Raw genomic sequence first — 26,547 nt, 5'->3', positions numbered from 1 at the left:
GCACTCAGTGGCAAGGGAAGGCGGCGCTGTGGCGGGTATCGTGGGCAGCGTTGTGCACCGCTTCGATGTGCGAGAAACCGGCGAAGTACACCAGGCACAGGCCCAGCAGCGAGGCGCCGACAGCAACCAGTAGGCGCTGGCTGAGGCTTGACGGGGTAACGGCTTGGTTAATGGCGGTACTGGTACGCATGGCGCTTTCCTCTTGGTGTTGTCGGCAACAGGCAAGCGCAGCAAACCCCTGCGCGGCGTTCGCCCAGGGGTTGTAACAGCGCCCGCCCACCGCGGGTTTGTTCGGTCAAGCGTTGGGCCGGTCTCCGGGCTGGTGAGGGTTGGCCGCAGGCCACACCACAGGCGTCACCTTCCCATGCCAGACAGCGGGCACAGTGGCTCTGACGCTTTTCTCACTTACCGTTGCGGGGGCAGCACCGGACTTGCCATACACCCTATAAAGAGCGTACGACGCACCGGTTTCCCAGTTTCACCCTCAAGGGGCACCCAAACGAATGGCGTTAGCAAATCACGGGCGCGGGCAGGCGTCAATCGTGACAGCAGTTGACCGCTCACCGGGCACTGCGTAGCCTAGCCGCTTCGAGGTTCTTCGGCGCTGGCCGAAGCTAAGACGGGAACGCGGTTCAAGCCGCGGCTGCCCCCGCAACTGTAAGCATTGAAGGGTTCGACACAGCCACTGCAGCACGTGCGGGAAGGCGTCGTTCGACTGGCCACGGCGCCGGTGCAATGCAAGCCAGGAGACCTGCCTCGAACAGTTTCCGACATTCAACCGGGCGGGGTGATCCGGTGGCGAACAGGCCAGGTGCACAACACCTTTGGCGCTCGTCCCGCATGCCCGCCATCCTGCCAAGGGCATCGAAATGAAAACACTGGCCAAACTCCCCGTCACCATCGTTACCGGCTTCCTCGGCTCGGGCAAGACCACGCTGCTGCGGCACATGCTCGACAACGCCCAGGGGCGGCGCATCGCGGTGATCGTCAACGAGTTTGGCGAGCTGGGCATCGACGGCGAAATCCTCAAGCAATGCAGCATCGGCTGCACTGAAGAAGAGGCCAGCGGCCGCGTCTATGAGCTGGCCAACGGCTGCCTGTGCTGCACCGTGCAGGAAGAGTTCTTCCCGGTGATGCGCGAGCTGGTGGCGCGTCGCGGCGACCTCGACCATATCCTCATCGAAACCAGCGGCCTGGCCCTGCCCAAGCCCCTGGTACAAGCCTTCCAGTGGCCAGAAATCCGTAACGCCTGCACCGTTGATGCGGTGATCACCGTGGTCGACAGCCCGGCTGTTGCTGCCGGCACCTTTGCCGCCTACCCGGAGCAGGTCGATGCGCAGCGCAAGCTCGACCCCAACCTGGACCACGAATCGCCGCTGCACGAGCTGTTCGCCGACCAGCTGGCCAGCGCCGACCTGGTGGTGCTGAACAAGGCCGACCTGATCGCCGCCGACGACCTGGCCAAGGTTCGCGCTGAAGTCGAAGAAGAGCTGCCGCCGGCGGTCAAGGTGATCGAAGCCAGCAGCGGCCGCCTGCCGCTGGAGGTGTTGCTGGGCCTGGGCGCCGAATCCGAGGCGCACATCGATGGCCGCCGCACCCACCACGACTCGCACCACGACGGTGACGATCACGACGACCATGACCACGACGCCTTCGACTCGATCTCCATCGAGCTGCCGCAAGCCGACGAAAGCCTGCTGCTCGACGCCCTGACCCAACTGGTGGTGCAACACGGCATCCTGCGGGTCAAAGGTTTTGCGGCGATCCCGGGCAAGCCGATGCGCCTGCTGATCCAGGGCGTAGGCACCCGTTTCGACAAGCACTTCGACCGCGCCTGGCGCAGCGAAGAGCCGCGCACCACGCGCCTGGTGCTGATCGGCCAGGAGCTGGATGCGCCGCAGCTGCAAGCGAGCCTGCGCGCCGCCCTGGGCGCCTGACCCATGCACCTGCTGCGGACCCAGCCCGGTGGTTTTGTACCGGACGACAGCATTGCCGACCTCGGCCAGACCCCGGCCGAGCTGGTAATCCTCTGCAGCGGTGACTCGCACCTGGCGCTGCTGGCCGAAACCGCCCAGCAGCTGCCCGAGGATTTCCCCAGCCTGCGTCTGGCCAACCCGATGCAGGTACAGAATCATGCCTCGGTCGACCTGTATGTCGACCAGGTGCTGCGCCATGCCAAGGTCATCCTGGTGTCGCTGCACGGCGGTGTCGGCTACTGGCGCTATGGCGTGGAGCAACTGCTGGAACTGGCCGCCCGTGGCGTGCAGCTGATCCTGGTGCCCGGCGACGACCGCCCCGACCCGGAACTGACCGGCCTGAGCACGGTGCCGGCCGAGCAGGCCGAACGGCTCTGGCACTTTTTGCGCCAGGGCGGCAAGGCCAATGCCCTGAACCTGTTCAACTGCCTGGCCAGCCAGTACCTGCAGCGCGACTACCCGTGGAGCGCGCCGCAGCAACTGCCGCGCACCGCGGTGTACCACCCGCGCAAGGCCGCTGCGGTGCTGGAGGACTGGTTCGGCGAGTGGCAGGTCGAGCAGCCGGTGGTGCCGATCCTGTTCTACCGCTCGCACCTGCAGGCGGCCAACACGGCCTTTATCGACACCTTTTGCGAGCGTTTGCAGCTGGCCGGGCTCAACCCCTTGCCGATTGCCGTGGCCAGCCTCAAGGAGGCTGCATGCCTGCAGCAGGTCGAAGACTGGCTGGACCAGGTCGACGCTGCGCTGATCATCAACACCACAGGCTTTGCCCAGTCCAGCCCCGAGCAGCCGCACCTGCGCCCGTTTCGCCGCGACATCCCGGTGTTGCAGGCGATCTGCGCCCAGGACAACGAACCGGCCTGGCAGGCCAGCGAGCAGGGCCTGGGTGCCCGTGACCTGGCCATGCACATCGCCTTGCCGGAGCTGGACGGGCGCATCATCACCCGCCCGGTCAGCTTCAAGGACCTGGCCTGGCGCAGCGAGCGCAGCCAGTCCGACGTGGTCTGCTACCGCGCCCAGCCCGAGCGCATGGACTTTGTCGCCGAGCTGGCGCGGCGCTGGTGTGCGCTGGCGCAGATACCCAACGGCCAGAAGCGCGTAGCGCTGATTCTCGCCAACTACCCGACCCGCGATGGTCGCATCGGCAATGGCGTGGGCCTCGATACCCCGGCGGCGGCGCTGAACATCCTGCGCGCCTTGCAGGCCCAGGGCTATCCGCTGGCGCCCTTGCCCGACAGCGGCACGGCGCTGATCCAGGCCTTGCTCGGTGGCGTCAGCAATGACCTGGACAGCCTTGACCTGCGCCCGTGCATGCAGAGCATGGCCCTGGAGGACTACCTGGCGGCCTTTGCTACCTTGCCCGAGGCCAACCAGATCGCTGTGCGCGAGCGCTGGGGCGAACCGAGCCAGGACCCGATGTGGCGCAGCGGGCGGATGATGATCGCCGGCCTGCGCTACGGCCTGACTTTTGTCGGCATCCAGCCGGCCCGTGGCTACCAGTTGGACCAGAGCGCGGTCTATCACGACCCGGACCTGGTGCCGCCGCATGGCTACCTGGCGTTCTATTTCTGGCTGCGCCATGGCTTTGCCGCCGATGCGCTGATCCATGTCGGCAAGCATGGCAACCTGGAATGGCTGCCAGGCAAGGGCGTCGGGCTGTCCGATAGCTGCTGGCCGGACGCCTTGCTCGGGCCGCTGCCGAACATTTACCCGTTTATCGTCAACGATCCGGGCGAGGGCGCCCAGGCCAAGCGCCGCACCCAGGCGGTGATCATCGACCACCTGATGCCGCCGCTGACCCGCGCCGAAACCTACGGGCCGTTGCGCCACCTGGAGCTGCTGGCCGACGAGTACTACGAGGCGCAGCTGCTCGACCCGCGCCGGGCCCGCGAGCTGCAGCGCGACATCCTCGCCCTGGTGCGCGACAACCATATCGACCGCGAACTGCAGATCGAAGGCGCCCTGGACGATGCCGCGATCTGGCTGCCGCGCCTGGACACCTACCTGTGCGACCTCAAGGAATCGCAGATCCGCGATGGCCTGCACGTGTTCGGCGAGTCGCCGAGCGGGCGCCTGCGCATCGACACCTTGCTGGCCTTGTTGCGGGTGGAACGCGGCGATGGGCGCGGGGCCAATGGCAGTTTGTTGCGGGCCCTGGCCAAGGCGCTGAACCTGGGCTTCGACCCGCTCGATTGCGACCTCGGCCAGCCCTGGCAGGGCCCTCGGCCTACGCAGTTGGCGACGCTGGACGACGCATGGCGCACTGCCGGCGATACCCGCGAGCGCCTTGAGCTGTACGCCAGCCAACTGATCGAGCAGACCCTCGATGGCAGCGTGCAGCTGGTCGGCAGCCCTGAATGGGCGCAGGTGCAGGCGATTCTCGACGCGCTGGCGCAGCAGGTCGCGCCGCAACTGGACAGCTGCGGCCCGGCCGAAATGCACGGCTTGCTGGCCGCCCTCGACGGCCGCTTCGTGCCCGCCGGCCCCAGTGGCGCGCCAAGCCGCGGGCGCCTGGACGTACTGCCGACCGGGCGCAACTTCTATACCGTCGATGTGCGCAACCTGCCGACCACCACCGCCTGGCGCATCGGTTTTGCTTCGGCCAACCTGATCCTCGAACGCCATTTGCAAGACCATGGCGATCACCTGCGCCAGCTCGGCCTTTCAGTGTGGGGCACGGCGACCATGCGCACTGGCGGCGACGATATCGCCCAGGCCATGGCCCTGCTTGGCGTGCGGCCGGTGTGGGCCAGCGGCAGCCAGCGCGTCGACGACTTCGAAATCCTGCCCTTGAGCCTGCTCGACCGGCCACGGGTGGATGTCACCTTGCGCGTCTCGGGGTTCTTCCGCGATGCTTTTGGCAACCTGATCAAGCTGTTCGATGCGGCGGTGCAAGCGGTGGCGGCGCTGGATGAGCCGGATGAGCTCAATCCGCTGGCGGCCAAGGTCCGTAGCGAGCGCGCAGAACTGCTGGCCCAGGGCCTGGACGCCGAACAGGCCGCTCGCCAGGCCGGCTGGCGGGTGTTCGGGGCCAAACCGGGCGCTTATGGCGCCGGCGTGCAGAATGCCATCGACGGACGGCTGTGGAATGACCGTCAGGACCTCGCCGAGGTCTACTTGAATCACGGTGGCTATGCCTATGGCACCGCCGATGATGGCACGCCGGCGCGCGCCGATTTTGCCCGGCGCCTGAGCCAGGTGCAGGCGGTGGTGCAAAATCAGGACAACCACGAGCACGACCTGCTCGATTCCAATGACTACTACCAGTTCCAGGGCGGCATGCTTGCCGCCGTGGAGAGCCTGGGCGGCAGCAGTGTGGCCAGTTACCACGGCGACCACAGCCAGCCGGACCGGCCGCGCATCCGCACCCTGAAAGAAGAGCTGAACCGGGTGATTCGCGCCCGGGCGCTGAACCCCAAGTGGATCGACGGGGTCAAGCGTCACGGCTATAAAGGTGCCTTCGAGCTGGCCGCCACCGTCGATAACCTGTTCGCTTTCGATGCCACCACGCAGCTGATCGACGACCACCATTACCAGTCGCTGGCCGACGCCTATGTGCTCGACGATGCGACCCGCGACTTTATCCGCCAGCACAACCCCGAGGCCTTGCGCGACATCACCGAGCGCCTGCTCGAAGCCCAGCAGCGCGGGCTCTGGCAGGAGCCGGGCGACTACCGTGAAGCCCTGGAAGAACAGCTGCTGGACGGCGAAGAAGAGAATTGAGATGAGCGAACCTGCACATTTTCCCCTGGCTGCCGTGGTCGGCGCCGATGAGCTGAAACTAGCGCTGTGCCTGACCGCCATCGACCCGAAGATCGGCGGCGTGCTGATCGAAGGTCCGCGCGGCATGGCCAAGAGCACCCTGGCCCGGGGCCTGGCTGATTTGCTCGGCGAAGGGCCGTTCGTGACCCTGCCGCTGGGTGCCAGTGAAGAGCGCCTGGTCGGCACCCTCGACCTGGATGCGGCGCTGGGCCAGGGCAAGGCGCAGTTTTCCCCCGGGGTGCTGGCCAAGGCCGATGGCGGCGTGCTCTATGTGGATGAAGTCAATCTTCTGGCGGATCATCTGGTCGACCTGTTGCTGGACGTGGCTGCCAGTGGCACCAACCGGGTCGAGCGCGACGGAATTTCCCACCGCCATAGCGCCCGTTTCGTGTTGATTGGCACCATGAACCCGGAGGAAGGCGAGTTGCGCCCGCAGTTGCTCGATCGCTTCGGCCTCAATGTGGTGCTCGAAGGCCAGCCGCTACCTGAAGCCCGTGGCCAGATCATTCGCCGCCGGCTGGATTTCGACAGTGATCCCGAGGCCTTTTGCGCCCAATGGGCGCCTGCTCAGGCGGCCCTGCGCGAGCGTTGCCATGGTGCTCGCGAGCGCTTGGCGCAGATTGCCCTGGACGACCAGGCCCTGGCGCAGATTACCCAGCGCTGTTTTGCTGCGGGCGTTGATGGCTTGCGCGCCGACCTGGTCTGGCTGCGCGCCGCCCGCGCCCATGCAGCCTGGCGCGGTGCTCAGGTAATCGAGGCCGAGGATATCGATGCGGTGGCCGAGTTCGCCTTGCGCCATCGGCGTCGCGAAGTGCCAGCGCCACAACCACAAGCGCCAGATAACGGTGCCGCGTTGCCGCCTGCGGCCGGGCAGCAAGGCCAGGGCCAATGGGGCGAATTACCGCCGCAAGCCACACCGAGCGGCGCCCGGCGCGAGGTGCCGAGCTGGGCAAAAAAGCCCTGAGCATCCGCCGGCGCAGCAGCGCGGATGCCAGCCCCCGGCCCGGAGCACTTGCCGCAGGCCCGCGTGGGCGCAGCAAACAGGCGGCATCTGGCGCGGTGGCCTGGCCGGCCACCTTGCTCAAGGGCCGGCCGCGCACGCGTAACGCGCTGTGCTGGCAACAGCGCACGGCCAGCGCCCACGAGCTTTGGCTGGTGATTGTCGATGCGTCGGCGTCGACCCGCCGACACCAGGCGCTGGGCCGGGCCAAGGGCATGCTGGCGAGTTTCTTCGACCAGGCCTACCGCAACCGCGCGCGCTTGACCCTGCTCACCGCCAGCGGCAATGCACCACACTGGCAGCGACACGGGCTCAAGGCTTCGGCGAGCTTGCAGCCATGGCTTGAGGCGTTGGGGGCGGGGGGCGGAACGCCATTGCTGGCGGCACTGGCGCAGGCACGGGACTGGCTGCAGGAGCGTCAGCGGCGTTATCCGGCAGAACTGCAACGTTGCCTGATTGTCACCGATGGCCGGCTCAAGGCCTGGGAGGCGCTGCAGCCGCTGCCGTGCCAAGCGTTGCTGGTAGATATCGAAAGTTCGCCGGTAAAGCTCGGCAGGGCGCAGTTACTTGCACAACAACTGCACGCCGATTACCAGCATCTGGAAACGCTGGCAGTACTCGGCAAATAAACAGGCATCAATAAATACAACTGCGGCCAAGTGTCGCAGTTTATCCGGCGAATTATAACAACGTTACCAAAGACGGGCGCCTGGGCCGCGCCTTTGGTAATTAACCGGTCGTTACTTGGGCATCGACCAAGGCTGCAAGTCATAACCTTTTTCGCTCAGCTCGGCGCGCACTTGCTCGATCAGATCAGCCCACTGGGCGGGGTCGGAGTAGGTGCTGCTCGGCACCTGCTTGCTGCCAATGCGGGTACTGGTCCGGTCGATAACTGCCAGGCTTAGTTCACCGGTGCCATTGGGCGCATCCCAGGCAACACACTGGAAAGGTTCGAAGGCGTGGTCGGCAATCAGCAGTGCTTCGTTGACACGGAGCGGGGCGTTCATGGGTTCGGTCTCTCTGTGGGCCCAAACATCGAATATAACCGCATGCGTGTTTGCATAGCGGTAAGTTACTTGTACTGATGCCCCCGACCGGGGGACAAGTCACACTTCTTTTAAAAATAGTTGAATACCGTTCATCGGTTGATGCCGGGGTACCTGGCATTTTTGTCAGTAGCGGCCAGGTCAGGAGCGGCGTTGAATAGGGCCAGCCACAGCGCTTATGCGCCAATGACTGGAGGATGGAATGCGCCAAGGTGTATTAACCCAGCAACTTTTGCCGGCGCCTGTCGTACTTGAAGCCGTTGGCAACAACCTCGTCGATACCCTTGAGCGTGCGACGGTACAAATCCCGGTGTATGCGCAAATGGCCGCCAACCAGCTGGTGCGAATGATCTGGGATGGGCGGCGGGAAAACAATCAGCACTATTTGCATACCGAGGATCGGATCGTTGACGCCGACAGGGTGGGAGAGCCTATCGATTTCCTCGTGCTGGCCGAACATATCGCCCCGCTCAACAAGGGCCTATTGATGGTGCGGTATCGTGTATTTGATTTTGAAACCGACTGGCACGAATCTGACCAGCTGGTTCTGGAAGTCGGGCGCACAGACCTGGTGCTGCCTCCTCCTTTGGTAGACGAAGCCAAGGAGGGCAGGCTGGATCCAATCGGTCTGACAACCGCTACCGTGCGCGTGGTTGTCTACGATGGCATGTTAGTTGGACAAAGGGTTTATCTGGAGTGCCTTCGAACAGGTGGCGGGGGCAGCTATCTGAGGGACAAGGAGGTGACCGCCTTAACGGACCTGACCTTTGACCTGCCTGTCGAATTCATTATTCCGACCATCGGCCAAAATATCTTGTTCCGATACTGGGTGGTGGAGCCAGGTGTACGGACCCGGCACTCGCAGTTACTGTCGTTATGGATCAGGCTTGAGACCCTGGAACTACAGCAGCCCTGCGTTACTCAGGCCACGGCGGGACAGCTTGATCCTTTGCAAGCGTTATCCGGGGTAAACATCAAGGTTGGTTACCCGCACATGACCGTGCAGGAAAACATTACCTTGAACTGGACCGGCTCGGCCATTGGATCGACCATTAGCGAACCGCTCAGGGGAGATCCTCGCGGTGAAGTCGAATTTACCCTTGCCCCTGAGCTTGTGGGCGCAAACATAGGGCCCAGCTTGCGCACGGTACAGGTCCGCTATGACGTCGAGCGCGTGGGCGGCGGGGCACAGCGGTCGCCGCTGTTGAGTCTGGGCATACGGCCCCTGGCAGGGCTGGCGCAGCCCGCCGTCGCCGGTGTGATTGGAACGACACTGGACCTTGATCGAGTAACCGACAATCCCCTGGTATCGATAATGCGGTGGAATTTCGCCCACGCAGGGCAACGCGTGTGGCTGCGTTGTCATGGCACCAAGCTCAACGGTGATGCCGATGTCATCGAGTTGGGCAGCGCCGCCGAGGTGAATGAAGGCGAAGCCGCAAATGGCCTGAGCAGGGCGATCGCGCGCAACCGTCTGGTGCTTCTGCGGGATAACTCCGAACTACGGGTGGAATTCAAAGTCAGCTTCGCGCGCACGCAGCAAGAAGCCGACGCGGTTACCTTCCCCTTGCTCCGCCTGACGCTGCGTACGGGTCTTAGCATTGCCCCAGAGCTCCTGGTGTTGAACGGTCCGGCAGTCCGGGTGACGAAAAACTGGCAACAGACCAGGGACTTTTCTGGCAACACTTCGCAGCGCCAGCCTACGGGTGGCCAACCGCCGTATACCTATGTCGCCGGTAACCCCGAGATAGCCGCTGTGGATCAACAGGGGAAAGTCACCGGCATGGGCAACGGGACAACCACCATCACGGTTCGCGATGCTAACCAGCGCAGCGTTGCCTACACGGTGCAGGTGTCGAACATACGCTGGCTCAATGTCGACGAGCTCTCCACGTCCTATGCGACCGGCTTGCAATTGATGCAGAGTCGGGGCGGCAGCCCGGTGCAGGCGGGTGATGAAGCGTTGTTGCTGGGCCACTATGCGCAGCCGTTTCCATCGCTGATGCGGCGCTACTTCTTCATGTTTACCAACGGTCAATGCCCCGGAACCGAGCGCGTCTATGAAGTGGGCTCGGCTAATACCTTTCGCTGTAATTCCCGCTCTACCAATGCGGGCGGTTGGTTTCTGACAAGCACAAGGCCCGCTAACTGAATCGGGTATGGGACATTAAAACGATTCTCCACCAAGCAAAGAGGTGCATCATGTCATACCGTTCACGTTTTACCGCAAGTCGTACCTTGGGGCGTCTGGTAGTCGCATCAGCATTCACCTTGTTAGCAGGCTGCAGCTCATCCGGAGGCGTCAGCAACGAAGAGGTTCAGGTTAACTGTGCGGCGGTCGGGGCGGGTTATCATCCAGACCCCAGCGATTGCACGAGCTATTTCAAGTGTCAGCTAATAGGTGGGCAGTGGTATCGCTTTGCCTACAGCTGCCCGGCCGGCAGCTTCTATTCCCCGTCGGCCCAGCGATGTGTGACGGCCAGCAGTTGCCCGAGTGCCGCTCAACCCGCCACCGGCCAGCTCGATCCGGGCTTGCCCGAACGCCGCCAGCTGGTACGCTGAATACTGAGGATCCAGGCGTTCTAGCGTCAGCAAAATTTCAAGGTTGCCGCAGTGGTACCGACCCGGTATCCAGCTCGTTGCGGCGCCGCCTTTGACCGCAATTGCTCGACAAATACTCCCTTCCAGCAGACAGACGGTAGTGGGCGATTGACGCATCGTTGCTACTGTTAAAACGGGCCTGCCAACACACTGTTTCTATTTAAAATTCCAACTATTGGCGCCAAGGAATAGGTCATGCTAGAGCCTGCATCCAACCGCCGCCTGCTGATCGTCGATCCTTGCGATGACTGCCATCGTCTATTGCCTGGCTTGCGCAGTGTTGGCTGGGATGTGCACAGCTGCACCTTGAACTCGGCCCTGGAACATCCCTGCGACGTCGGGCTACTGCGTTTGCAGGCTTCGCACCTGCAGCACCCGGATGCGGTCAAGGATTTGATCAGCCGCAGCAATACCGAATGGATCGCCGTACTCAGTCCGCAGGAGCTGCGGGCGCAGAATGTCGGCGATTTTGTCTGCGAATGGTTTTTTGACTTTCATACCTTGCCCTTTGATGTCTCGCGGGTACAGGTCACCCTTGGCCGCGCGTTCGGCATGGCGCGCCTGCGCGGCAAGGGCTATGTGCATGTCGATGAACCGGAGCACGAACTGCTCGGTGACAGCCGGCCGATTCGCGAACTGCGCAAGCTGCTGAGCAAGCTGGCGCCCACCGAGTCGCCGGTGCTGATTCGCGGCGAGAGCGGCACCGGCAAGGAGCTGGTGGCGCGCACCTTGCATCGCCAGTCTCAGCGCCGTGACAAACCCTTCGTGCCGATCAACTGCGGCGCCATCCCCGAGCACCTGATCCAGTCCGAGCTGTTCGGCCACGAGAAAGGCGCCTTCACCGGCGCCCATCAACGCAAGATCGGCCGTATCGAAGCCGCCCACGGTGGCACGCTGTTTCTCGATGAAATTGGTGACCTGCCGCTGGAGCTGCAGGCCAATCTGCTGCGCTTTTTGCAGGAAAAACACATCGAGCGGGTCGGCGGCAGCCAGCCGATAGCCGTCGATGTGCGGGTACTGGCAGCGACCCACGTCGACCTGGAAAAAGCCATCGACAGCGGGCGCTTTCGCGAAGACCTGTATTACCGCCTGAATGTCCTGCAGGTGGTCACCGCGCCGCTGCGCGACCGCCATGGCGACCTGTCGATGCTGGCCAGTCATTTCTCGCACTTCTACAGCCTGGAAACCGGCCGCCGGCCCCGCTCCTTCAGTGAAGACGCCCTGGTGGCCATGGGCAAGCACGACTGGCCCGGCAACGTCCGTGAGCTGGCCAACCGCGTGCGCCGCGGCCTGGTTCTGGCCGAAGGCCGGCAGATCGAGGCACAAGATCTGGGCTTGCTGGGCCAGCACGAGTTCGCCCCGAGCATGGGCACCCTTGAAGACTACAAGCACCGGGCCGAGCGCCAGGCGTTGTGCGACGTGCTCAACCGCCACAGCGACAACCTGAGCATCGCAGCCAAGGTGCTGGGGGTTTCCCGGCCGACCTTTTACCGGCTGCTGCACAAGCACCAGATTCGTTGAGTCGTGACCAATGCGCACGAAAAAGCCCGCTGAAGCGGGCTTTTTCATGGCTGTGAACCTTAGAAGTAGTAAGGGAATTTCAGACTGAAGGAGAAATCCGGCGAGTCGTCGGTCAGGCCAATGGACAGGTTGGGGACGATGGTCAGGTTGTCGGTGGCGGCCAGGGTCATGCCGATGTTGAAGTTGGCCGCGTTGTAGTCGCTGCTGGGCACCGATTGCCAGTCACCGCCATCGGGTTTGATCTTGCTCTTGCTGGCAAACTGGTCAGTGAACGAGAACGACATACTCATCTTCTCGTTCAGGGCAAAGGCGATACCGGCGCCAATCTGCCAGGAGTCGCCCAGTTTCACGTCACCTGCGACCTTGGTGTTGATCGTCGGGCTGATGTCGCTGAACGAATCCTGCATGTTGTAGGTATACGACAGGCTGCCGAACAGCACCGCCGGGTCGAAGGTCTTGACCAGCGAGATACCCGGTGTAATCGCCCAGACGCCGTTGCCGGTGGGCAGGCTCTCAGGCACCGAGAGGTTGTCGTTGGTCGGGTCGTTGACCAGCTTGATGCCGTAGGGGTCTTTGCCGGTGGGGGCCTTGACCCGCAGGGTGGCGACCGCGTCGGGCCAGTTTTCCGACTCATCGAGGAACTTGTAGGCAATGCCGACGTTGACATCGCCAATGGTTGGATCGCGCCTGACGGTCGCATCGGAAGTAACCGGGCCGGCACCGCCGGCACCGCCGGAGGAATAGGTGGATTCACGGTAGATCACCGGGACGTTGATATCGAACTGCCAACGCTGATCGAGGTTGTAGCGGGCGGTCAGGTCCAGGGTCCAGTTGTCGGCCTTGATGCGGTCGAGGTTGATGTTGCCGAGGAAGATCGAGTCCAGCGCCAGAAAACCGTTGAGGACCAGGGCGCGGGTGTCGTAGTGGGTGTAGGTCAGGCCGGTTTCGACGCTGAACCTGCCGCCACCAAAAAAGCCACTGGCTTCGTCATACAGGTTGGAAACGCTTTGCGCCGGTTCCGAGTCGTCTTTGAGCGACTGCCCATAAGAGCTGCCGGTGGTTCCCGGCGCACCGGTGGCCACGGTCTGGCCGCCCTTGACGGTTTCGGCGGGGGATTTGGTCAGGCGTCTGGGCGCGGGTGCTGGCGGTGCTGTTTCGACCTGGCGAACGCGCTGTTCAAGGACCATCAACGCGTTCTGCTGGGCTTCGTAGCGTTGTTTCAACTCCATGAGTTCTTGTTTTAGTGCTTCGACCTGGGGGTCGGCTGCTGCGTAGAGCAATGTGGCCGGGGTCAGGCTACTCAAACAGACAATAGCTCTGAAGGTTAACGATCGGTGCATGGGTTAGCCGTCCCTTCTGACTACAAGTGATGAGACAGAGCGTAGATCAGAAACCGAGAGTGCGAAGGCCTTTGAGCTGGTCCAGGTTACCGTTCAGCGCCCCGGCGCTCGGCACGTTGTCACGCAGCACGACGTTCAGGGAGGTGAGGTTGCTGACCTTGTTGCCAGCGCCGAGCAAGGTGGTGTTCTGCATCAGCCCACCCTGGGCCAGGCGCTGCACGGTGCTGCCCTGGTTGTTGTTGGCGATGATGTTGAATTGCACGCCGCTGCCGGTCGAGGACACGCTCAACGACCCTGCGCCATTGGCGCCGACCAGGGTCGTGCCTGCGGCGAGGGCTTCGCCTTGTGGCTGCTGGGCTGCTGCGGGCGCCTGGTTGGCCTTGGTGACGTTGATATCGACGTTGTTGTAGGCGCTGTTGTTGTCGCCGGCGGCGCGCACCACCTGGGTCACGCCCTCGGTGCTGTTGAGGCCACTGCCACCGGTGACGCTACCGCTGCCGACACTCTGCGAGCGCGCCGCGCCGCTGCCTTTTTCGTCGATCATCGACACGTAGAACTGCGGCTTGATCGTCGTTTGCTGGATTTGCATCGAAGACCTGGCGCCAATCACTTCGCCATTGGCGTTTTGCCAGGTGCTGCTCATGACAATGCCAAAGCTGATGATCCGCCCGGGCATGACAAAGCGGCCGCGCAGGTTGGCCAGCTCCTGATCCTTCAGTTCAATGGGCTTGAGCGTCTGGGCCTGGGTTGGCAGGCTGGCGGCCAGGCAAAGCACGGCGAGCCAGATAGAAGTCTTCATGGGATGCTCCCGGAGCCTCATGCTCCCTTGTCATTAGAAGAAGTCGCTTTGGATGAAGCCGAAATCCATCAACTCAGCGTCTTGCACCGGGGTGAAGGTATTGATGCGGTTCTTGGCCGTGAGCGGCAGTGGTGGGTCGAGCAAGGCGTTGGCCTTGTCGTAGCCCCGGCCGATGACGGCGAAGAGAATGCCGTTCCAGCCTTTGACGAAGTCTTCGATCTTGTAGCGTTTATGGCCGAGCACCGGGTCGCCGATGTACACCCAGCCGTTGTGGACTTTCTGCATGACCACGAAGTGCTTGTAGCCGCGCACGTCCATCAGCACCACCACCGGAATGCGCACGCTCTGCAAGGCGTCCAGTTGTACCCGGTAACCGCGGGCGCGCATCCCGAGGCTTTCGACGTAGCGCTTCATGTCGAGCATGGAAAAGCCCTGGACCCGCACCACATCATGGTCGGAGTGGGCGAGCATGCCTTCGATGATCTGATCTTCGCTGACGTCCAGCCAGTAGGCCTGGCGCAAGATGGTCGCCAATGCCGCGGCGCCACAGCTGAAATCGGTTTTCTGTTGCACCAGGTCGGCGAATTTGCGTTCACGCACGCTCTGGATGGGCTTGAACACCACCGCACCACCCGGTAATACCGAAAGCGGCAATTGCGCCGCTTCGCTGATGCTGCTCAGGCAGAGCAAAAATGCCAAGGCGATAACGCGCATGTCCGACGCCCCCCTGATGGTGTTGAAAAAGGCCCCCCGAAGGGGGCCTCCAGATCACAGCATTTACATCGAGGTGTTGGAGATGGCCAGCGAGTTGCTTTGCTGGTTGCCCACACCGGCTGCTACGTTGACGCCCAGGTTGCCGCTGCCGCCGTTCACCGAACCGCTCAGGGTTGCAGTGTTGGTTACAGGGTTGGCCCAGCCGGTTGGAGTCAGCACTTGATAAGAGAAAGTATTGCTCAAATCATAAGAGCTGCTTTCACTGTAGCTTTTCGCTTTGTTGTACTCAGACTCGGAGGATTTGCTGCCCGATTTTTCGAACGAAGAATCGAAGGCTTTTTCGAACGAAGAGCTCTTGGACTTATCGTACGAAGAGCTGGACTCTTTGTTCCACGACTTGTCGATATCAACATCCAGCGAGGCAGTCAGCGAAGCATCGGCCGACTGCGAGCTGCTGCCGCTGTGATGACGGCCATAGTCATAGGACGAGTTTCTGCTGGCTTCAACCGATGCATCCAGCGAAGCGGTCAGAGAAGCACTGCTCGAGCCGCTGGCTTCATGGTTTTTAGAACCGCTAGCTTCGGAGTTGTGCGAGCCGCTGGCATTGAAGCTGTTGGCGCCGGCGAGCTCGAAGCTCGAAGAGTTGCTCTTGCTGCCGCTGGCTTCCATGGATTTATCGTAATTGGCGCTACCACTGGCGGTTTTGGTCACCGTCAGGGTATCGACACGATAGGTACGGTCAGCGTTGTTGTTGACGGTCAGGCCAGGGCCGCTTTGATCGGCAGAGGCGGTGGCGGTTGCGTTACCCAGTGCAGCGTTGGTATTGGCAATTGCCATGGTGTTTTTCTGTTGGTTCAGGTCGCCACCGGCAATGTTGATGCCCATGTTGCCGCTGCCGTTGTTGCCCGAACCGCCCATGACCGCCGAGTTGGTGCTGCCGTAGTTGTCGACCCGGTTGTTGTTGCTGTATTGCGAGACCTTGGCGGTCGCCGTTGCGTTGCCGAACACGAAGGTGTTGTCGATTTCCGAGTTGTCGGTGGCGGCGTTGGCGATGGCGGCGGCGTTGTCTTGCTGGTTGCCGGCACCGGCAGCCACGTTGACGCCGACGTTACCGCTGGTGCCGGTGGCCGAGCTGCTCATTTCGGCTTCGTTCACAGTGCCTTCGTTGCGGATGCGGTTGTTGGTGCTGCTTTGCTTGTCCCACGCGTTGGCGGTCGCGTTGATCGAGATTTTGGTGGGAGGAGGAGGGGTGTGGTGGCCATTGTTGTGATGACCGTTATGGCCATGGCCACGTGGTTCGTTCTGCCCAGCTTGTACAGCAACAGCCATGACCGCAGCAATTGCGAAAACCAGAGGCTTGAGTGCCATCGAAGGTTTCATGGTGATTCTCCGTACTTTATTTTAGGTTAAGTGTTGTTCCTAGCTGTTTGGGTCAGTCCGCGACCCGGATGCTCAGGGTGTTGGCCGTTCGGTTTCCCACCCCGGCACTCTGATTCAGCTGAATCACCCCACGGCTACCGGTGAAGGCCTGGTCACTGGTAGTGACCTGGCGAAAGCCGGGTGCGGAGTCAGCTGAGTCGGAGTTGTTGAGCAGCGCCACGTTCTGTTGCATGAGGACGCTGTCGTCGATACTTTGCGGACCGGAACTGATGCTGATCCGCATGGCGTTGGCTTGCTGGTTGCTGGCCCCGGCACTCTGGTTGACGCCCAGGGCGCCGCTGCCGTGGCTGAAAGAGTTGCCCTGGATGTTCGACTGGGCATCGATGCTTGGGTCTACCGTTGTGCGCAGGCGCTGGCGGAGCTGGGTGCTGGCGCTGGCGCCATGGCCCACCGCGATGGCCCGGGCGTTGGCCTGTTGCTGCTGATCGCCGGCAGCCTGGTTGACCGTGAGGTTGCCCTGGTACTGGGCACCGGAATTGTCGATGTTGGCGTTATTGACGACGGGGGGCTGGGCGAAGGCCGGTACACTGCAGAACATGGCCAGAATCAGCAACGAGTGCTTCATCTCACTTGCCTCCGGTGAGGATCTGCAGGGGCGCGAGGCCTTTCTGCACGCTGGAATTGACCATGTTGGAGATGCCGTTGCCGGAGTTGCCGGAACGTCCACCGGCCAGGTTCGGCAGTTGCGTCTGGTTATTGATGTTGCTGCCCAGGTTATTGGTCTGCTGGGTGACCATGGCGCCGATTCCCGAGCCGCTGGTGATCGAGGCAAAATCGCCGTCGCTCAGCTCGTTGGTTTGCTTGAGGATCTGCGCCGACGGGTTGGTGTTGACCGTGGTCGGGTAAGGGTCGGGCGCCAGCGGTGGGCGCATGGCGTTGCGCGGTTGTACATCGCGGGTGATGACGACGATGCCGTTTTCGGCCTGGGCCGGCAGGCTCAAGCTCAGGCTTGAACTCACTGCACAGGCAAGCAGCAGGAGGCGGTAGATGCCTTTATCAATCTTTCCCACGATGGCAATTCCTTCTTATGGTGCGCTGGCCCTGTTCAGCGTTGCGAAGAAGAGAGCAGAAGGTGTGCCGGTTTTTATTTATCAAGCGAAAACAATGGCTTGGTTTTATGCTTGGCCAGGGTCAAAAAAATGTTGTAATGCCGCTGAGACACCGGCGCTGTTCAGCGCCTGATACTGCGGGCGCCACGGCCCGGCAACAGGCGTGCGCGGGGATTGTTTCAGCGGCTTAACACTTTTCTCCGGGCACGGGCTGGCCGCTTTAGCTCGCGGCTTTGCGCAGGTGAGAGTGTTTCAGGAATGGACACTGTGCAGCGCGCAGTCGCTCAGGTCTTGAGCAACTGCGCAACTGCGGCAAAGGCTGCGCGCCGACGCTGCGTCCAGTCGCCTTGCACGACCTGGGACGCTTGCTGGTGCTGCGCCAGCCACTCGCCCGTGGCATTGAAAAACGCCATACGTTCGGCCAGCAGCGGCTGGCAACGCTGGCCATCGTCGTGCCAGGCAACGGCCTCGGGGCTGAGCAGCAAGTGCAGGTCGTAGTGACGGGCCAGCAGCGCCTGTTCCAGCCACGCCGGGCAATCGCCGAACAGCGTGCGGCTCCAGAGCATGTTGCTCAGCAGGTGGGTGTCGAGGATCAGCAGCGCCGGTTGCCGCGCTCGTGCGGCGTCTTCCCAGGCCAACTGCCCGCGGGCAATGGCCGGGATGTCGGCATAGCAGGTGTCACGCACCTGCTCGTCAATGAAGTGGCGCACGTACTCGCCCACCCGTTCGCCACCGAAGTGCGCCTGGATTTCGGAGCTGAGCCAGCTTTTACCGCTGGATTCAGGGCCGGTGAGGACCACTACCTTCATGCGTAGGTCAACGCCGGATCGCGTCGCCAATCGCGCCAGCCTTGTACCGCGATCAAGGTGAACAGGGCATAGAGCGCGGCGGTCAGGTACATAGCCTTGGACAGGAACAGGCCGACGAAAATAACATCAAGTACCACCCACAGCGGCCAGCACTGCAGGCGCTTTTGCGCCATCCACCATTGCGCCACCAGGCTGAAACCGGTCAGCGCAGCGTCCAGCCAGGGGTGGGCGGCGTCTGTCCAGGTGGCCATGGCCGCGCCCAGGCCGAGGCTGCCGAGCAAGCCAATGCCCAGGCCAAAGGCAACCGAATGCGCCGGCAACAGGCTGACCTGGCGAGCTTCGCGCGTGCTGCCCGGCCGTGTCCATTGCCACCAGCCATAAAGCTGCAGCACGGCATACACCAGTTGCAGGAGCATGTCCGAATACAACTTCACGTCATAGAAGACCCAGGTGTACAGCAACACCATCACCAGGCCGATCGGCCAGCACCAGGGGTTCTGTTTGGTCGTGAGCCACACGGCGATAACGCCGAGCACGGCGGCGAACAGTTCGAGGCCGGACATCGGCGTTCCTTGGTAGTTTGCGCAAGGGCGCGATTGTACCTGCTGGCGCTACTTCTGGCATACGCACAGGCATGAGGTTTGGACTGCCACCTAGCATTTTTGTCAGTTGTTGGCCTCGATAACGAGGTATTGAATAAGGGTCGACTTTACCCAGGTCGGCCCTTTTTCATGGCGGTATGCACGCAGGGCCGCAACGCGTTTCCCCTGCACCGAGGCATGTCTGCCATGAATGATTTGCAAAGCGATACCGTCGACGCAACCACCACCAGCGAACTGCCCGTCTTGTCCCTGTTCGCTGCGGTAGCACCGGTCAGCGGCCATGACGCGGGTGTCAACCTGCATACTCTGAGCATCGATCCGCGTGGCGTGCTGGCGACCGTGCCGCCGTTCGTTGATGTGGTCGCCGGTGATGAGTTGCGGGTGTACATGGATGCCGACAGCACGCCGGTCGTTGCGCCGCTGGTGCTTGAGGGATACGACCTCGGCCGGCCGTTGACCCTGTTCCTGCCGAGCGAGCGGTTTACCCCGGGTGCACATACAGTGCGCTATGCCTTCAGCCGCAACAATGTGGAGTATGGGCCCTCCCGCGATCTCGCGATCCTGGTCAAGCTGGACCGCCCGGGCGGTTCCGAGCCTGGGCACCAGGGCCTGGTGGCGGCGGATGTCGGTGTCAACCCGGTGACCGCCGAACACCTGGAAAACGGCGTTCAGGTGCAGGTCTACTTCTATGAGAACCGTGCGGTCGACGACGTGATCCGCCTGAGCTGGGGCGGGGTCATGCTGAGCTATACCCTGGTCGAGGCCGACCTCAACCAGCCGGTGGTGTTCACCGTGCCCGGCAGCGTCATCCTCCAGGCCGGTGATAGCCCCAACCTGGTGGTGACCTGGGAAGTGCACGATATTGTCCACAACACCAGCCAGACCTGGGCACCGCATGTCTCGGTGGTGGTCGACACCGGCCATGCGCAGTTGCCGGGCGTTTCGGTCACGGGGCTGGATCACGAGGGTTATCTCAACCTTGAGGTTCTGGGCAGCAATGATTTGCTGATTCATGTGCAGGCCAGCGCGCCGGCATTCGCCACCGGTGACACGGTCAAGCTGCGCTTTACCGGCTACATCGATTCGGGCGTGCCGACCGTAACCGAGCTGGACCAGACCATCCGCGGGACTTTGCCGCAGACGCTGACGTTCACCATCCCCAATGACAAAGTCTGGGCGCTGGCCAGTGGTTTGGCGGTGGTGGGCTACACGCTGGTGAATGCTGGGGGCCAGCAGCAGTCGCAGCGCCTGAGCATCGGTTTCAAAGGCCAGCCCAAGGCGCTGACTGTGCCTCGGGTCCATCAGGCGCCGGAGGGTGTGCTGCCCTATGATGTTGCCCGGGCCGCGGTAATGATCCCCAAGTACCAGGGGCGTACGCAAGGCCACCAGGTGACCGTGGTATGGCAGGGGACTCAAAGTGATGGCCGGCCGACGTTGTACCAGGTCAGCCGGGCAGTCTCCCATAACGAGGCGGCAGGTGACGATGAGATGGCGTTCAGTGTCGACAAGGCGCACATCAACCTGCTGGAGTCGGGCTCGGTCAGGGTGTTCTACCAGGTGCGCATGCTGAGCACGCGCAGCGTCGGTTTTCGCCAATCGGCGGTGCTGGAGCTGCGCATCAGTGCTGCCGGCTTGCTGCCGGCGCCGGAGCTGGACGACCCGGTCAATGAGCTCGACCCGTATTTTTACCCGTTCGGGGTGCAGGTGAACATCAACTACCCGAACAAGCGCGCCGGGGACAAGGTCACCTTTACCTGGCAAGGTGAGGATCCGGAGCATAGCTACAGCGAAGCCAAGCTTGTCGACAGCAGTGGCGCCGCACCCAGCTTTCGCGTGCCCCAGGCCATCGCCCAGGCCGGGGTGGGCAGCACGGTGATGATGAGCTACGTGGTCGAGCCGGCGCTGGGCGGGCGGCCGCTACCGTCCCAGGCGCGGGCGCTGGCGTTGCGCTCGGTGGCGCCGGTGCCTGAGCGTGCGCTGCTGATTGGCGCCCAGGACGGCAGTTACGACCCGATGCTCGGCCTGCATGGCGCCCAGGTGCTGGTCAGCTACCCGGGCATGCGTGAAAGCGATCGCATTCTCCTGCACTGGAAAGGATCGGCGGGCGCCGGCACTCCCACCCTCCCGGAGCGTGCGGGCAGTGACAGCGGCAGCATCACTATCAGCGTGCCAGCGGCGGCGGTGGCGGCGAATTTCAACGGCCCGGTGCAGTTCTATTATGAAGTGCTGCGCAACGAGCTGGCGGCGATCGAATCGCCCAGGCAGGCGGTGCAAATCGGCGTGCCGAATGATCACGACTTGCCGCACCCGAGGATCGATGAGGCGATCGGCAACGAGCTGGACCTGGACCTGTTCGAAGGCGATGCCCAGGTCAGCGTCAGAGCCTGGCCTTTTATGGCCGTGGGCCAGCGGGTGTGGCTGGAAGTGCGCAGCGCCACCGCCACGCTCGCGCTGTGGGAGGACAGCCCGGTCGAGCAGGTGGCGGAATTGAGCGTGGCGTTGCCGCGCGATTTTCTCGAACCGCTGGAGGATGGCAGCCCGTTGTCGCTGCACCTGAGCGTCAGCTACGGCGGCGCTGCGGCGCTAGAGTGTCCGGTGCGCAGCTACACCGTGCGCCAGGGGCAATTGCACATAGGCATCTCCGATGCCGGCCTGGCCAGCTCGGTCTTGCCGGCGGACTGGACGCTGCCAACCCAGACCTGCGCGGTGACCCTGGCCGGCCGGCCCGGCGCGCAAGGCAGTCTCAGCGTCAATGGCTCGGCGCAGTTCGACAACGACAGCCAGCAACTGGACTTCACTCTCGATGCCCAGGGCGAGTTTATCGCCTGGCTGGGTGATCCGTACGCCGAGACGGTGCTGGTCAGCGCGCAGATCGGCGGCGCACAAGCCCAGCACGTGCCGGTGAAATTCGTTGATGTGTTCCCGTACGCCCAGCAGCAAGATGAGCAGCGTGTGCGCGCCCGTGCGGCGAGCGGCGCGCTGGCCAACGGCCGGTCGGCCAATCGGGTGTGCTTCGATGCCGACGGCTTTGCCAGCGCCACCTATGTGCAGGTTGAGCTCAGCGGCAGTGCACGGATTGTCGGCCACCCTGGCCAGGTGGTTAGCCTGCCGCTGACGGCGCTGAGCGGTGATTGCCAGTTCGACGTGGTCGACAGCGTCGCCGAAGAAGTGACAGTGACGTTTCAACTGCCCCAGGGTGGTAGCTGGACCCGCTTCAGCCAGACCCTGTACTTCACCCGCCTGGCCTCGCGCTATGCGACCCGTGGCGTCGCCGCCGACGGTAGCCCCTGGTTCATGCGTGTCAACCAGATCACCAGCGTCGAAACCAGCCATGTGCGCATCCCGCAATGGAAAGAGTTCATCGATCATCCCGCAGGCCTTGATGGCGGCATTGGTGTACGGGCCCTGGAAGCTCATGCCGATGGGCTGCTGGTTCTGGTCGAGCCGTACCTGCAAATGGCCGCTGGCGATAAGGTTCATGTGCATTTTGGCGACGAACAGGTGCCGGCCACGCCGATTGCGGTGGTGATACTGCCTGAAGAGGTGAACGATCTAGTCACCCTATACGTTCCCGCTGCCCGCATTCCCAAAGGCGTCAGCGAGGTATGGTTCACGGTCGAGCCGCTGAGCGGCAATAAGCGCGCGTCGGCGCGTTTGCGGGTCAAGGTCAAGGTCACCTTGCCCGGCGGCCCCAATCCCATCCCCGGCAGCCCTCATAATGCCGCCCTGATGTCGCCAGATGTGCCCTTCGGCCTGATCGACTGGGAAATGGCCCAGGACGGCATCACGGTGTACGTCAACCGCTGGCACATCATGGAGGCGGGTGATGTCCTCAATTTGAGCTGGGGCGGGGCCAAGGTCACCCATGTTGTCCAGCAAGGCGAAGTGGGCAGGACCATACCGGTGTTCGTCGACTTTGCCACCATCGAGGCCGGGGGCGATGATGAACGCCTGCTGGTGCTGTACTGGCTCGAAGACGAGGTGGGCAACGAATCCGATGGCGCCTCGTTGCCCAGTTACGCCTTTGTCGAGGTCAGCCTGGTGTTGCTGCCACGGCCGGCGGTGGCCGGGCTCGACGAGGAAGGCTTCCTCGACCTGGGGGAACTGCAAGGGGCCGATGTGGGGGTCTCGGTGATTGCCGTCCGGCCCGACTTCCGGGTCGGCGACCAGGTGGTGTTCATCTTCCGTGGATTCACCGAAGAGGTGGTGGCGATCCCGCCGCATGAATCCCTCCCGTACCCGGTGGGGGTTATCCCGCCTCCGCGGCTCATTGTCCACGAGGTGCCCAACAGCATCGCCGAGTCGATCTCGGGGGGGCTGGCCTATGTCTCCTATAAGGTCACCCGCGAAGGCCAGGAGTTTGCTTCGCGAACCACTGCCGTAGGTGTGCGGGGCAAGGCGGCCGAGTTGCTGCCGCCGAGGGTGAACGATAGCCAGGAGGATTACCTCCCTGACACCCTGTCGCAGGCCGTGGTGATCGTTCCGCCGTGGGTGGGCATGTACCGCAACCAGCTGGCACGCCTGGTCTGGCAAGGCAAGCAGGCCAACGGTCACGCCTATTCTTATTTTCGCGATTGGCAGGTGACTGAACTTGGGGTGGGCAAAGAGGTGGCGCTTATCGTGCCGCCCGAGCATATCGTCGCGTTGTCGGGCGGGCACCTGGAGTTGTCCTACCGGGTGTTCTACGGCAGCAGCGAGCCGCGGGAGTCGCAAGTCCTGAAACTATGGGTCGGTGAAACCGCTCCCGATCTGGTCACCCCGAACGTGCCTGAGGCGGAGAACGATACCCTCGACCCGGTCGGCCTTGTGGTGGCTAACGTCGAGGCTCCGGTGTACGACGGCATGCTGAAAGACCAAAGGGTGACCATGGAGTGGTTGAGCCCGGTGGCCGGGGCGAACATCATCGATTTTTATGATGTGCAGTTTATTGGTGACATCGGCTTTCCCGTGTATGAGCGAGACATGGTACGCAGCCTGGGGCATGAGGTACGCATCCGCTACCACGTCAGCGAGGTGGGCCAACGTCGGCGCTATTCGGACTACCTGCGCCTGGGAATCGGCCCGGTGTTGAGCAACCCGCCGCGGCCGCGGATCGAGGAGGCCAGTGGCGATGTGCTCGATCTGCTGAGTTTTCCGGGCAATGCGCTGGCGACGGTGGCGAAATGGAACGGAATCAACGAGCGTCAGCGTTACTGGTTTCGCTGCCGTGGAGAGGATGCACAAGGTAATGCCAAATCCATCGTTCTAGGCGAAGGGCGACAGGTCTCGGCTGGCGAAGTCAACCTGGGTGTACGCGCTACGCTGACCAGGGCGGACTTACTGGAATTCGCCCATCAGAGCCGGATCACCCTGGAGATGGCGGTGGCGCTGCGTGAGGATGCCGAAGAGTCGCAGGCCATCAGGTTTCCGGTGCGTGAGTACCAGATTCTGCAGGTACCGGTCAGTTTATCCGCGCCGTACATACTTGAGGCGCGAGGTAATATATTGGAACTGGCAACCTTTGTCGGCAACGCCACGTTGCGTATTGAGCCTTGGCAGGGGATTGTTCGTGGTCAGGTGTTCTGGATCGACCTGCGTGGCATGCGCCCAGGAGGCGTGCCTTGGGAACTGCGGTTGGTTGATGCCGAGGCGGTAATCGCCGAGGAGGAGAGAAATGGAATTACTCGCCACATTCTACGAACAGCACTCGAGGCTTTGTCTGACGGGACAAGCTTGAGCCTTCACCTGCGGGTGGACGTAAGCGGGGCAGGTAATGAGAACGGTGCTATCGTGGCACCGCAAATCTCATATCAGATTTTGCACCAGTCGCAAATTTCGCTCACGGTAACGCAGAATGGACCTTCATTAGACTTTATTCCAAGCGATTGGGTGCACCGCAAAGACACCAACACTGTTACCGTACACGGTCGAATGGGAACAGTCGCTGAGCTTCGAGTGACGGGTGGGCAATTTCTTGACGGTAGGACAGTCAAGCCCATAGTGCTGGATCAATTCGGCGAATACCAAGATTTTGTTTTAGCTAGAAATTTAGCTGTTGTAACGGCTAGAGTTTCGACGCTGCCGAGCGTGACAGCCAGTATGTCATTTTTGCGCAGTTGGCATCCCGCAAAGAGTAGTGGGTATCAAAGTGTTTATGGGTTTGTGGCTACAGGAGCACCTGCTAATGGCAGAAGTGTCAATGTGGTTTGTTATGACACCTCAGTATTGAGGGCGGATTATGTGCGAGTATCAGTTACAGGTAGTGCCCGCATTGTTGGGTACTCAGGCCAAGTGGTTGATATACCATTGACCACCGGTAACTATCCTTATGGATATGATGCGATTTTCTATGTGACGAATACTGTTAGAGAGACAGTGACAGTCACCTTCTTCCTTCCTCAGCGAGGAAGTTGGTCTCAATTCTCAAGGCTCATGAACTTTACTTGATTTAAGCCATCGCTCGCCCGTGAAGGCCGTCCATTGGGGCGGCCTTTTTTGCCTGTAGCGAGTTGTCCGAAGTTGTAATAAGAACGCGACGAGGGGCATAACCCTTCACAGCAATACTGGTCGCACTTTGCCCCCTTCTCGGGTTGAACATATGTTTAGTATGGCTTCGATACAGCGCTTGCACAGCCTCGACTAACCGACCATCGCCGCACAGCCCAACTTTAGGGGAGCCCGTTAGGGCGCGCGCTGCAGGGCATTGCATTGGCCGCTGGACAGATTCTTAACGCTAACAGCATTCGTCGCACTGATTTCAAACTAGTATTTTGCTCAGTTTCGCAGGACGCCGTACTGGGCAAATTGACGTTTGCAACGGCTCGCCGTGGCTGGCAGTGCGGCTTCAACATGCGCAACCTGATGAGCAGCAAGGAGCGGGTGGACGCGTTTAAAAGATTCATGGGCGCCCGGCAGGTCATCAATACCCGCGAGTTCCAGACCCAGACGGAGTTCGGCCTGGGTAACCCGAAAGAGGATGAGCTGCCGATACTGGCCTTTTTCTACAGTGTGTCCCGTCCTAAATAAGGTATACACCTGTTCAGGACTAGACAATTGGCAAAAGTCTTACCTGATTTGCGCTAAACCCGGAACTGCCGCAGCAGTTGTTCAAGCTGCGTGCTCAGCCGCGCAAGTGCTTTGCCCGAGTCGCTGGAGTGCTGTGCTGCCAGGGCGGTTTGCTGCGACAGGTCTGCCGTTTCGGTCACGTTGCGGTTGATCTCTTCGACCACGTGCGCCTGCTGCAAGGTGGCACTGGCAATCGAGGCGTTGAGCGCCGTCAGGTTGTGCAGCGCCTGGCTGATGGCGTCCAGGCTGACTCCGGCTTCGCTGGCTTGTTCGACGGTCTGGCGCGAGGCTTCGCTGCTGGCGTCGATGGCCTTCACGGCCGCCTCGGACTGGCCTTGCAGGTGTTCGATCATGCTCTGAATTTCGGCGGTGGACTGTTGGGTGCGCTGGGCCAGCAGGCGCACTTCGTCGGCCACCACGGCAAAGCCGCGGCCCTGCTCGCCGGCACGCGCCGCTTCGATCGCGGCATTGAGGGCCAGCAGGTTGGTCTGTTCGGCAATCGAGCGGATCACTTCCAGTACGCTGCCGATGCGCGTGCTCTGACCGGCCAGGGCGCGGATTACCTGCACCGCTTCATCGATGGTCGTCGATAGTTGGTCGATGCGCTGCAGGCTGCCGTGGATGCTGTGTTGCCCCTGTTCGGCGCGCAACTGGGCGTCATGCATTTCGCTGGACGCCTGTTCGGCATTCTTCGCCACATCCTGCACGGCGTAGGTCACTTCGTTGATGGCCGTGGCCACCTGCTCCATTTGCTGGGACTGCTGTTCGCTGCGTTGCTGGGCCTGGCCGGCGTTGTTGCCCACATCGCTGGCCGATTGCGCCAGGGCATGCACCGCGCCCTGCA

20 protein-coding genes, 1 pseudogene and 2 riboswitches are annotated in these 26,547 nt (G+C 62.2%); of the genes and pseudogenes, 10 read left to right on the top strand and 11 right to left on the bottom strand.

Going from position 1 to position 26,547, the window contains the following annotated elements; all coding sequences use genetic code 11:
* Positions 1–4: 4 nt before the first annotated feature.
* Positions 5–190, bottom strand: coding sequence for a CbtB domain-containing protein (locus LOY37_RS14435; protein ID WP_036995824.1), 186 nt, complete (start codon positions 188–190; stop codon positions 5–7).
* 97 nt (positions 191–287) lie between these two features.
* A riboswitch (cobalamin riboswitch) is annotated at positions 288–514 on the bottom strand.
* A gap of 60 nt (positions 515–574) precedes the next feature.
* Positions 575–774, top strand: a riboswitch (cobalamin riboswitch).
* 95 nt (positions 775–869) lie between these two features.
* On the opposite strand from LOY37_RS14435, the gene cobW reads away from it, so the two are divergent.
* Genes cobW through LOY37_RS14415 form a run of 4 tightly spaced genes read left to right on the top strand, consistent with a single transcriptional unit; the run spans position 870 to position 7,367 of the window.
* Positions 870–1,937 (top strand): cobalamin biosynthesis protein CobW, encoded by a 1,068-nt coding sequence (cobW, locus tag LOY37_RS14430; RefSeq protein ID WP_045198466.1) that lies wholly within the window; start codon positions 870–872, stop codon positions 1,935–1,937.
* 3 nt (positions 1,938–1,940) lie between these two features.
* Positions 1,941–5,699, top strand: a complete 3,759-nt coding sequence (gene cobN / locus LOY37_RS14425; RefSeq protein ID WP_258715055.1) for a cobaltochelatase subunit CobN — start codon at positions 1,941–1,943, stop codon at positions 5,697–5,699.
* Position 5,700: 1 nt separating this feature from the next.
* Complete coding sequence (locus LOY37_RS14420; protein WP_258715054.1) at positions 5,701–6,702, top strand: ATP-binding protein; 1,002 nt, start codon at positions 5,701–5,703, stop codon at positions 6,700–6,702.
* Positions 6,627–7,367 carry a VWA domain-containing protein gene (locus LOY37_RS14415; RefSeq protein ID WP_258715053.1) on the top strand — a complete coding sequence of 247 codons (741 nt, stop codon included), beginning with the start codon at positions 6,627–6,629 and terminating at the stop codon, positions 7,365–7,367. Before LOY37_RS14420 ends, LOY37_RS14415 begins: the two co-directional genes overlap by 76 nt.
* A gap of 111 nt (positions 7,368–7,478) precedes the next feature.
* On the opposite strand, the gene LOY37_RS14410 is transcribed toward LOY37_RS14415, so the two are convergent.
* On the bottom strand, positions 7,479–7,745 hold the full coding sequence (locus LOY37_RS14410) for a hypothetical protein (RefSeq protein WP_258606876.1): 267 nt from the start codon (positions 7,743–7,745) through the stop codon (positions 7,479–7,481).
* A 241-nt stretch (positions 7,746–7,986) separates the two neighbouring features.
* On the opposite strand from LOY37_RS14410, the gene LOY37_RS14405 reads away from it, so the two are divergent.
* The 3 genes from LOY37_RS14405 to LOY37_RS14400 all read left to right on the top strand — a co-directional run bounded on the left by LOY37_RS14405 (position 7,987) and on the right by LOY37_RS14400 (position 11,906).
* Positions 7,987–9,936 (top strand): pilus assembly protein N-terminal domain-containing protein, encoded by a 1,950-nt coding sequence (locus LOY37_RS14405; protein ID WP_258715052.1) that lies wholly within the window; start codon positions 7,987–7,989, stop codon positions 9,934–9,936.
* A 50-nt stretch (positions 9,937–9,986) separates the two neighbouring features.
* Positions 9,987–10,346: a carbohydrate-binding module family 14 protein gene (locus LOY37_RS27590; RefSeq protein ID WP_408980656.1), complete on the top strand. Its 360-nt coding sequence runs from the start codon at positions 9,987–9,989 to the stop codon at positions 10,344–10,346.
* Positions 10,347–10,580: 234 nt separating this feature from the next.
* A complete protein-coding gene (locus tag LOY37_RS14400; RefSeq protein ID WP_045198338.1) occupies positions 10,581–11,906 on the top strand; it encodes a sigma-54 dependent transcriptional regulator in 1,326 nt (441 codons plus the stop codon).
* A 59-nt stretch (positions 11,907–11,965) separates the two neighbouring features.
* On the opposite strand, the gene LOY37_RS14395 is transcribed toward LOY37_RS14400, so the two are convergent.
* The 6 genes from LOY37_RS14395 to LOY37_RS14370 form a co-directional block, all read right to left on the bottom strand.
* Positions 11,966–13,246, bottom strand: a complete 1,281-nt coding sequence (locus LOY37_RS14395) for a hypothetical protein (protein ID WP_258715051.1) — start codon at positions 13,244–13,246, stop codon at positions 11,966–11,968.
* Positions 13,247–13,292: 46 nt separating this feature from the next.
* Complete coding sequence (locus LOY37_RS14390) at positions 13,293–14,045, bottom strand: hypothetical protein (protein ID WP_258715050.1); 753 nt, start codon at positions 14,043–14,045, stop codon at positions 13,293–13,295.
* 33 nt (positions 14,046–14,078) lie between these two features.
* A complete protein-coding gene (locus LOY37_RS14385) occupies positions 14,079–14,759 on the bottom strand; it encodes a C39 family peptidase (protein WP_258715049.1) in 681 nt (226 codons plus the stop codon).
* A 63-nt stretch (positions 14,760–14,822) separates the two neighbouring features.
* On the bottom strand, positions 14,823–16,139 hold the full coding sequence (locus LOY37_RS14380) for a heme utilization protein (RefSeq protein ID WP_195884234.1): 1,317 nt from the start codon (positions 16,137–16,139) through the stop codon (positions 14,823–14,825).
* Between the two features lie 52 nt (positions 16,140–16,191).
* A complete protein-coding gene (locus LOY37_RS14375; RefSeq protein ID WP_258715048.1) occupies positions 16,192–16,764 on the bottom strand; it encodes an adhesin in 573 nt (190 codons plus the stop codon).
* 1 nt (position 16,765) lies between these two features.
* A complete protein-coding gene (locus tag LOY37_RS14370; RefSeq protein WP_093382321.1) occupies positions 16,766–17,209 on the bottom strand; it encodes a hypothetical protein in 444 nt (147 codons plus the stop codon).
* Here LOY37_RS14370 and LOY37_RS14365 point away from each other — a divergent pair.
* Positions 17,187–17,381, top strand: coding sequence for a hypothetical protein (locus tag LOY37_RS14365; protein WP_156160209.1), 195 nt, complete (start codon positions 17,187–17,189; stop codon positions 17,379–17,381). The two genes, LOY37_RS14370 and LOY37_RS14365, sit on opposite strands and share 23 nt — an antisense overlap.
* A 151-nt stretch (positions 17,382–17,532) precedes the next feature.
* Here LOY37_RS14365 and LOY37_RS14360 read toward each other — a convergent pair whose 3' ends face one another.
* Both LOY37_RS14360 and pnuC read right to left on the bottom strand, forming a co-directional pair.
* Entirely contained in the window at positions 17,533–18,057 is a 525-nt protein-coding gene (locus LOY37_RS14360) for an AAA family ATPase (protein ID WP_258715047.1), read from the bottom strand.
* A complete protein-coding gene (gene pnuC, locus LOY37_RS14355) occupies positions 18,054–18,620 on the bottom strand; it encodes a nicotinamide riboside transporter PnuC (RefSeq protein ID WP_045198353.1) in 567 nt (188 codons plus the stop codon). The genes LOY37_RS14360 and pnuC overlap by 4 nt, the downstream gene beginning before the upstream one ends.
* A 225-nt stretch (positions 18,621–18,845) precedes the next feature.
* Here pnuC and LOY37_RS14350 point away from each other — a divergent pair, with 225 nt between their 5' ends.
* Together LOY37_RS14350 and LOY37_RS14345 are read left to right on the top strand one after the other, a co-directional pair.
* A complete protein-coding gene (locus LOY37_RS14350) occupies positions 18,846–25,085 on the top strand; it encodes a hypothetical protein (RefSeq protein WP_258715046.1) in 6,240 nt (2,079 codons plus the stop codon).
* A gap of 387 nt (positions 25,086–25,472) precedes the next feature.
* Positions 25,473–25,655: pseudogene (locus LOY37_RS14345) on the top strand (DUF2599 domain-containing protein); the annotation flags it as partial.
* A gap of 62 nt (positions 25,656–25,717) precedes the next feature.
* On the opposite strand, the gene LOY37_RS27585 reads toward LOY37_RS14345, so the two are convergent.
* On the bottom strand, positions 25,718–26,452 hold the full coding sequence (locus tag LOY37_RS27585) for a methyl-accepting chemotaxis protein (RefSeq protein WP_408980730.1): 735 nt from the start codon (positions 26,450–26,452) through the stop codon (positions 25,718–25,720).
* Positions 26,453–26,547: the final 95 nt, after the last annotated feature.

The organism is Pseudomonas sp. B21-012, from assembly GCF_024749305.1.
Lineage (GTDB): Bacteria > Pseudomonadota > Gammaproteobacteria > Pseudomonadales > Pseudomonadaceae > Aquipseudomonas.
The sequence above is the reverse complement of the archived record's forward strand: the minus strand, read 5'-3'. Positions and strand labels throughout refer to the sequence as shown.

What these genes read in the sequence shown, in the direction of transcription:
- LOY37_RS27585 (WP_408980730.1), bottom strand. Translation starts at nt 26,452, where the DNA reads ATGGAGCAGGTGGCCACGGCCATCAACGAAGTGACCTACGCCGTGCAG.
- cobN (WP_258715055.1), top strand. Translation starts at nt 1,941, where the DNA reads ATGCACCTGCTGCGGACCCAGCCCGGTGGTTTTGTACCGGACGACAGC.
- LOY37_RS14380 (WP_195884234.1), bottom strand. Translation starts at nt 16,139, where the DNA reads ATGAAACCTTCGATGGCACTCAAGCCTCTGGTTTTCGCAATTGCTGCG.
- LOY37_RS14390 (WP_258715050.1), bottom strand. Translation starts at nt 14,045, where the DNA reads ATGAAGACTTCTATCTGGCTCGCCGTGCTTTGCCTGGCCGCCAGCCTG.
- pnuC (WP_045198353.1), bottom strand. Translation starts at nt 18,620, where the DNA reads ATGTCCGGCCTCGAACTGTTCGCCGCCGTGCTCGGCGTTATCGCCGTG.
- LOY37_RS14375 (WP_258715048.1), bottom strand. Translation starts at nt 16,764, where the DNA reads ATGAAGCACTCGTTGCTGATTCTGGCCATGTTCTGCAGTGTACCGGCC.
- LOY37_RS14400 (WP_045198338.1), top strand. Translation starts at nt 10,581, where the DNA reads ATGCTAGAGCCTGCATCCAACCGCCGCCTGCTGATCGTCGATCCTTGC.
- LOY37_RS14405 (WP_258715052.1), top strand. Translation starts at nt 7,987, where the DNA reads ATGCGCCAAGGTGTATTAACCCAGCAACTTTTGCCGGCGCCTGTCGTA.
- LOY37_RS14410 (WP_258606876.1), bottom strand. Translation starts at nt 7,745, where the DNA reads ATGAACGCCCCGCTCCGTGTCAACGAAGCACTGCTGATTGCCGACCAC.
- LOY37_RS27590 (WP_408980656.1), top strand. Translation starts at nt 9,987, where the DNA reads ATGTCATACCGTTCACGTTTTACCGCAAGTCGTACCTTGGGGCGTCTG.
- LOY37_RS14415 (WP_258715053.1), top strand. Translation starts at nt 6,627, where the DNA reads ATGGGGCGAATTACCGCCGCAAGCCACACCGAGCGGCGCCCGGCGCGA.
- cobW (WP_045198466.1), top strand. Translation starts at nt 870, where the DNA reads ATGAAAACACTGGCCAAACTCCCCGTCACCATCGTTACCGGCTTCCTC.
- LOY37_RS14365 (WP_156160209.1), top strand. Translation starts at nt 17,187, where the DNA reads ATGCCTTTATCAATCTTTCCCACGATGGCAATTCCTTCTTATGGTGCG.
- LOY37_RS14360 (WP_258715047.1), bottom strand. Translation starts at nt 18,057, where the DNA reads ATGAAGGTAGTGGTCCTCACCGGCCCTGAATCCAGCGGTAAAAGCTGG.
- LOY37_RS14420 (WP_258715054.1), top strand. Translation starts at nt 5,701, where the DNA reads ATGAGCGAACCTGCACATTTTCCCCTGGCTGCCGTGGTCGGCGCCGAT.
- LOY37_RS14395 (WP_258715051.1), bottom strand. Translation starts at nt 13,246, where the DNA reads ATGCACCGATCGTTAACCTTCAGAGCTATTGTCTGTTTGAGTAGCCTG.
- LOY37_RS14350 (WP_258715046.1), top strand. Translation starts at nt 18,846, where the DNA reads ATGAATGATTTGCAAAGCGATACCGTCGACGCAACCACCACCAGCGAA.
- LOY37_RS14435 (WP_036995824.1), bottom strand. Translation starts at nt 190, where the DNA reads ATGCGTACCAGTACCGCCATTAACCAAGCCGTTACCCCGTCAAGCCTC.
- LOY37_RS14385 (WP_258715049.1), bottom strand. Translation starts at nt 14,759, where the DNA reads ATGCGCGTTATCGCCTTGGCATTTTTGCTCTGCCTGAGCAGCATCAGC.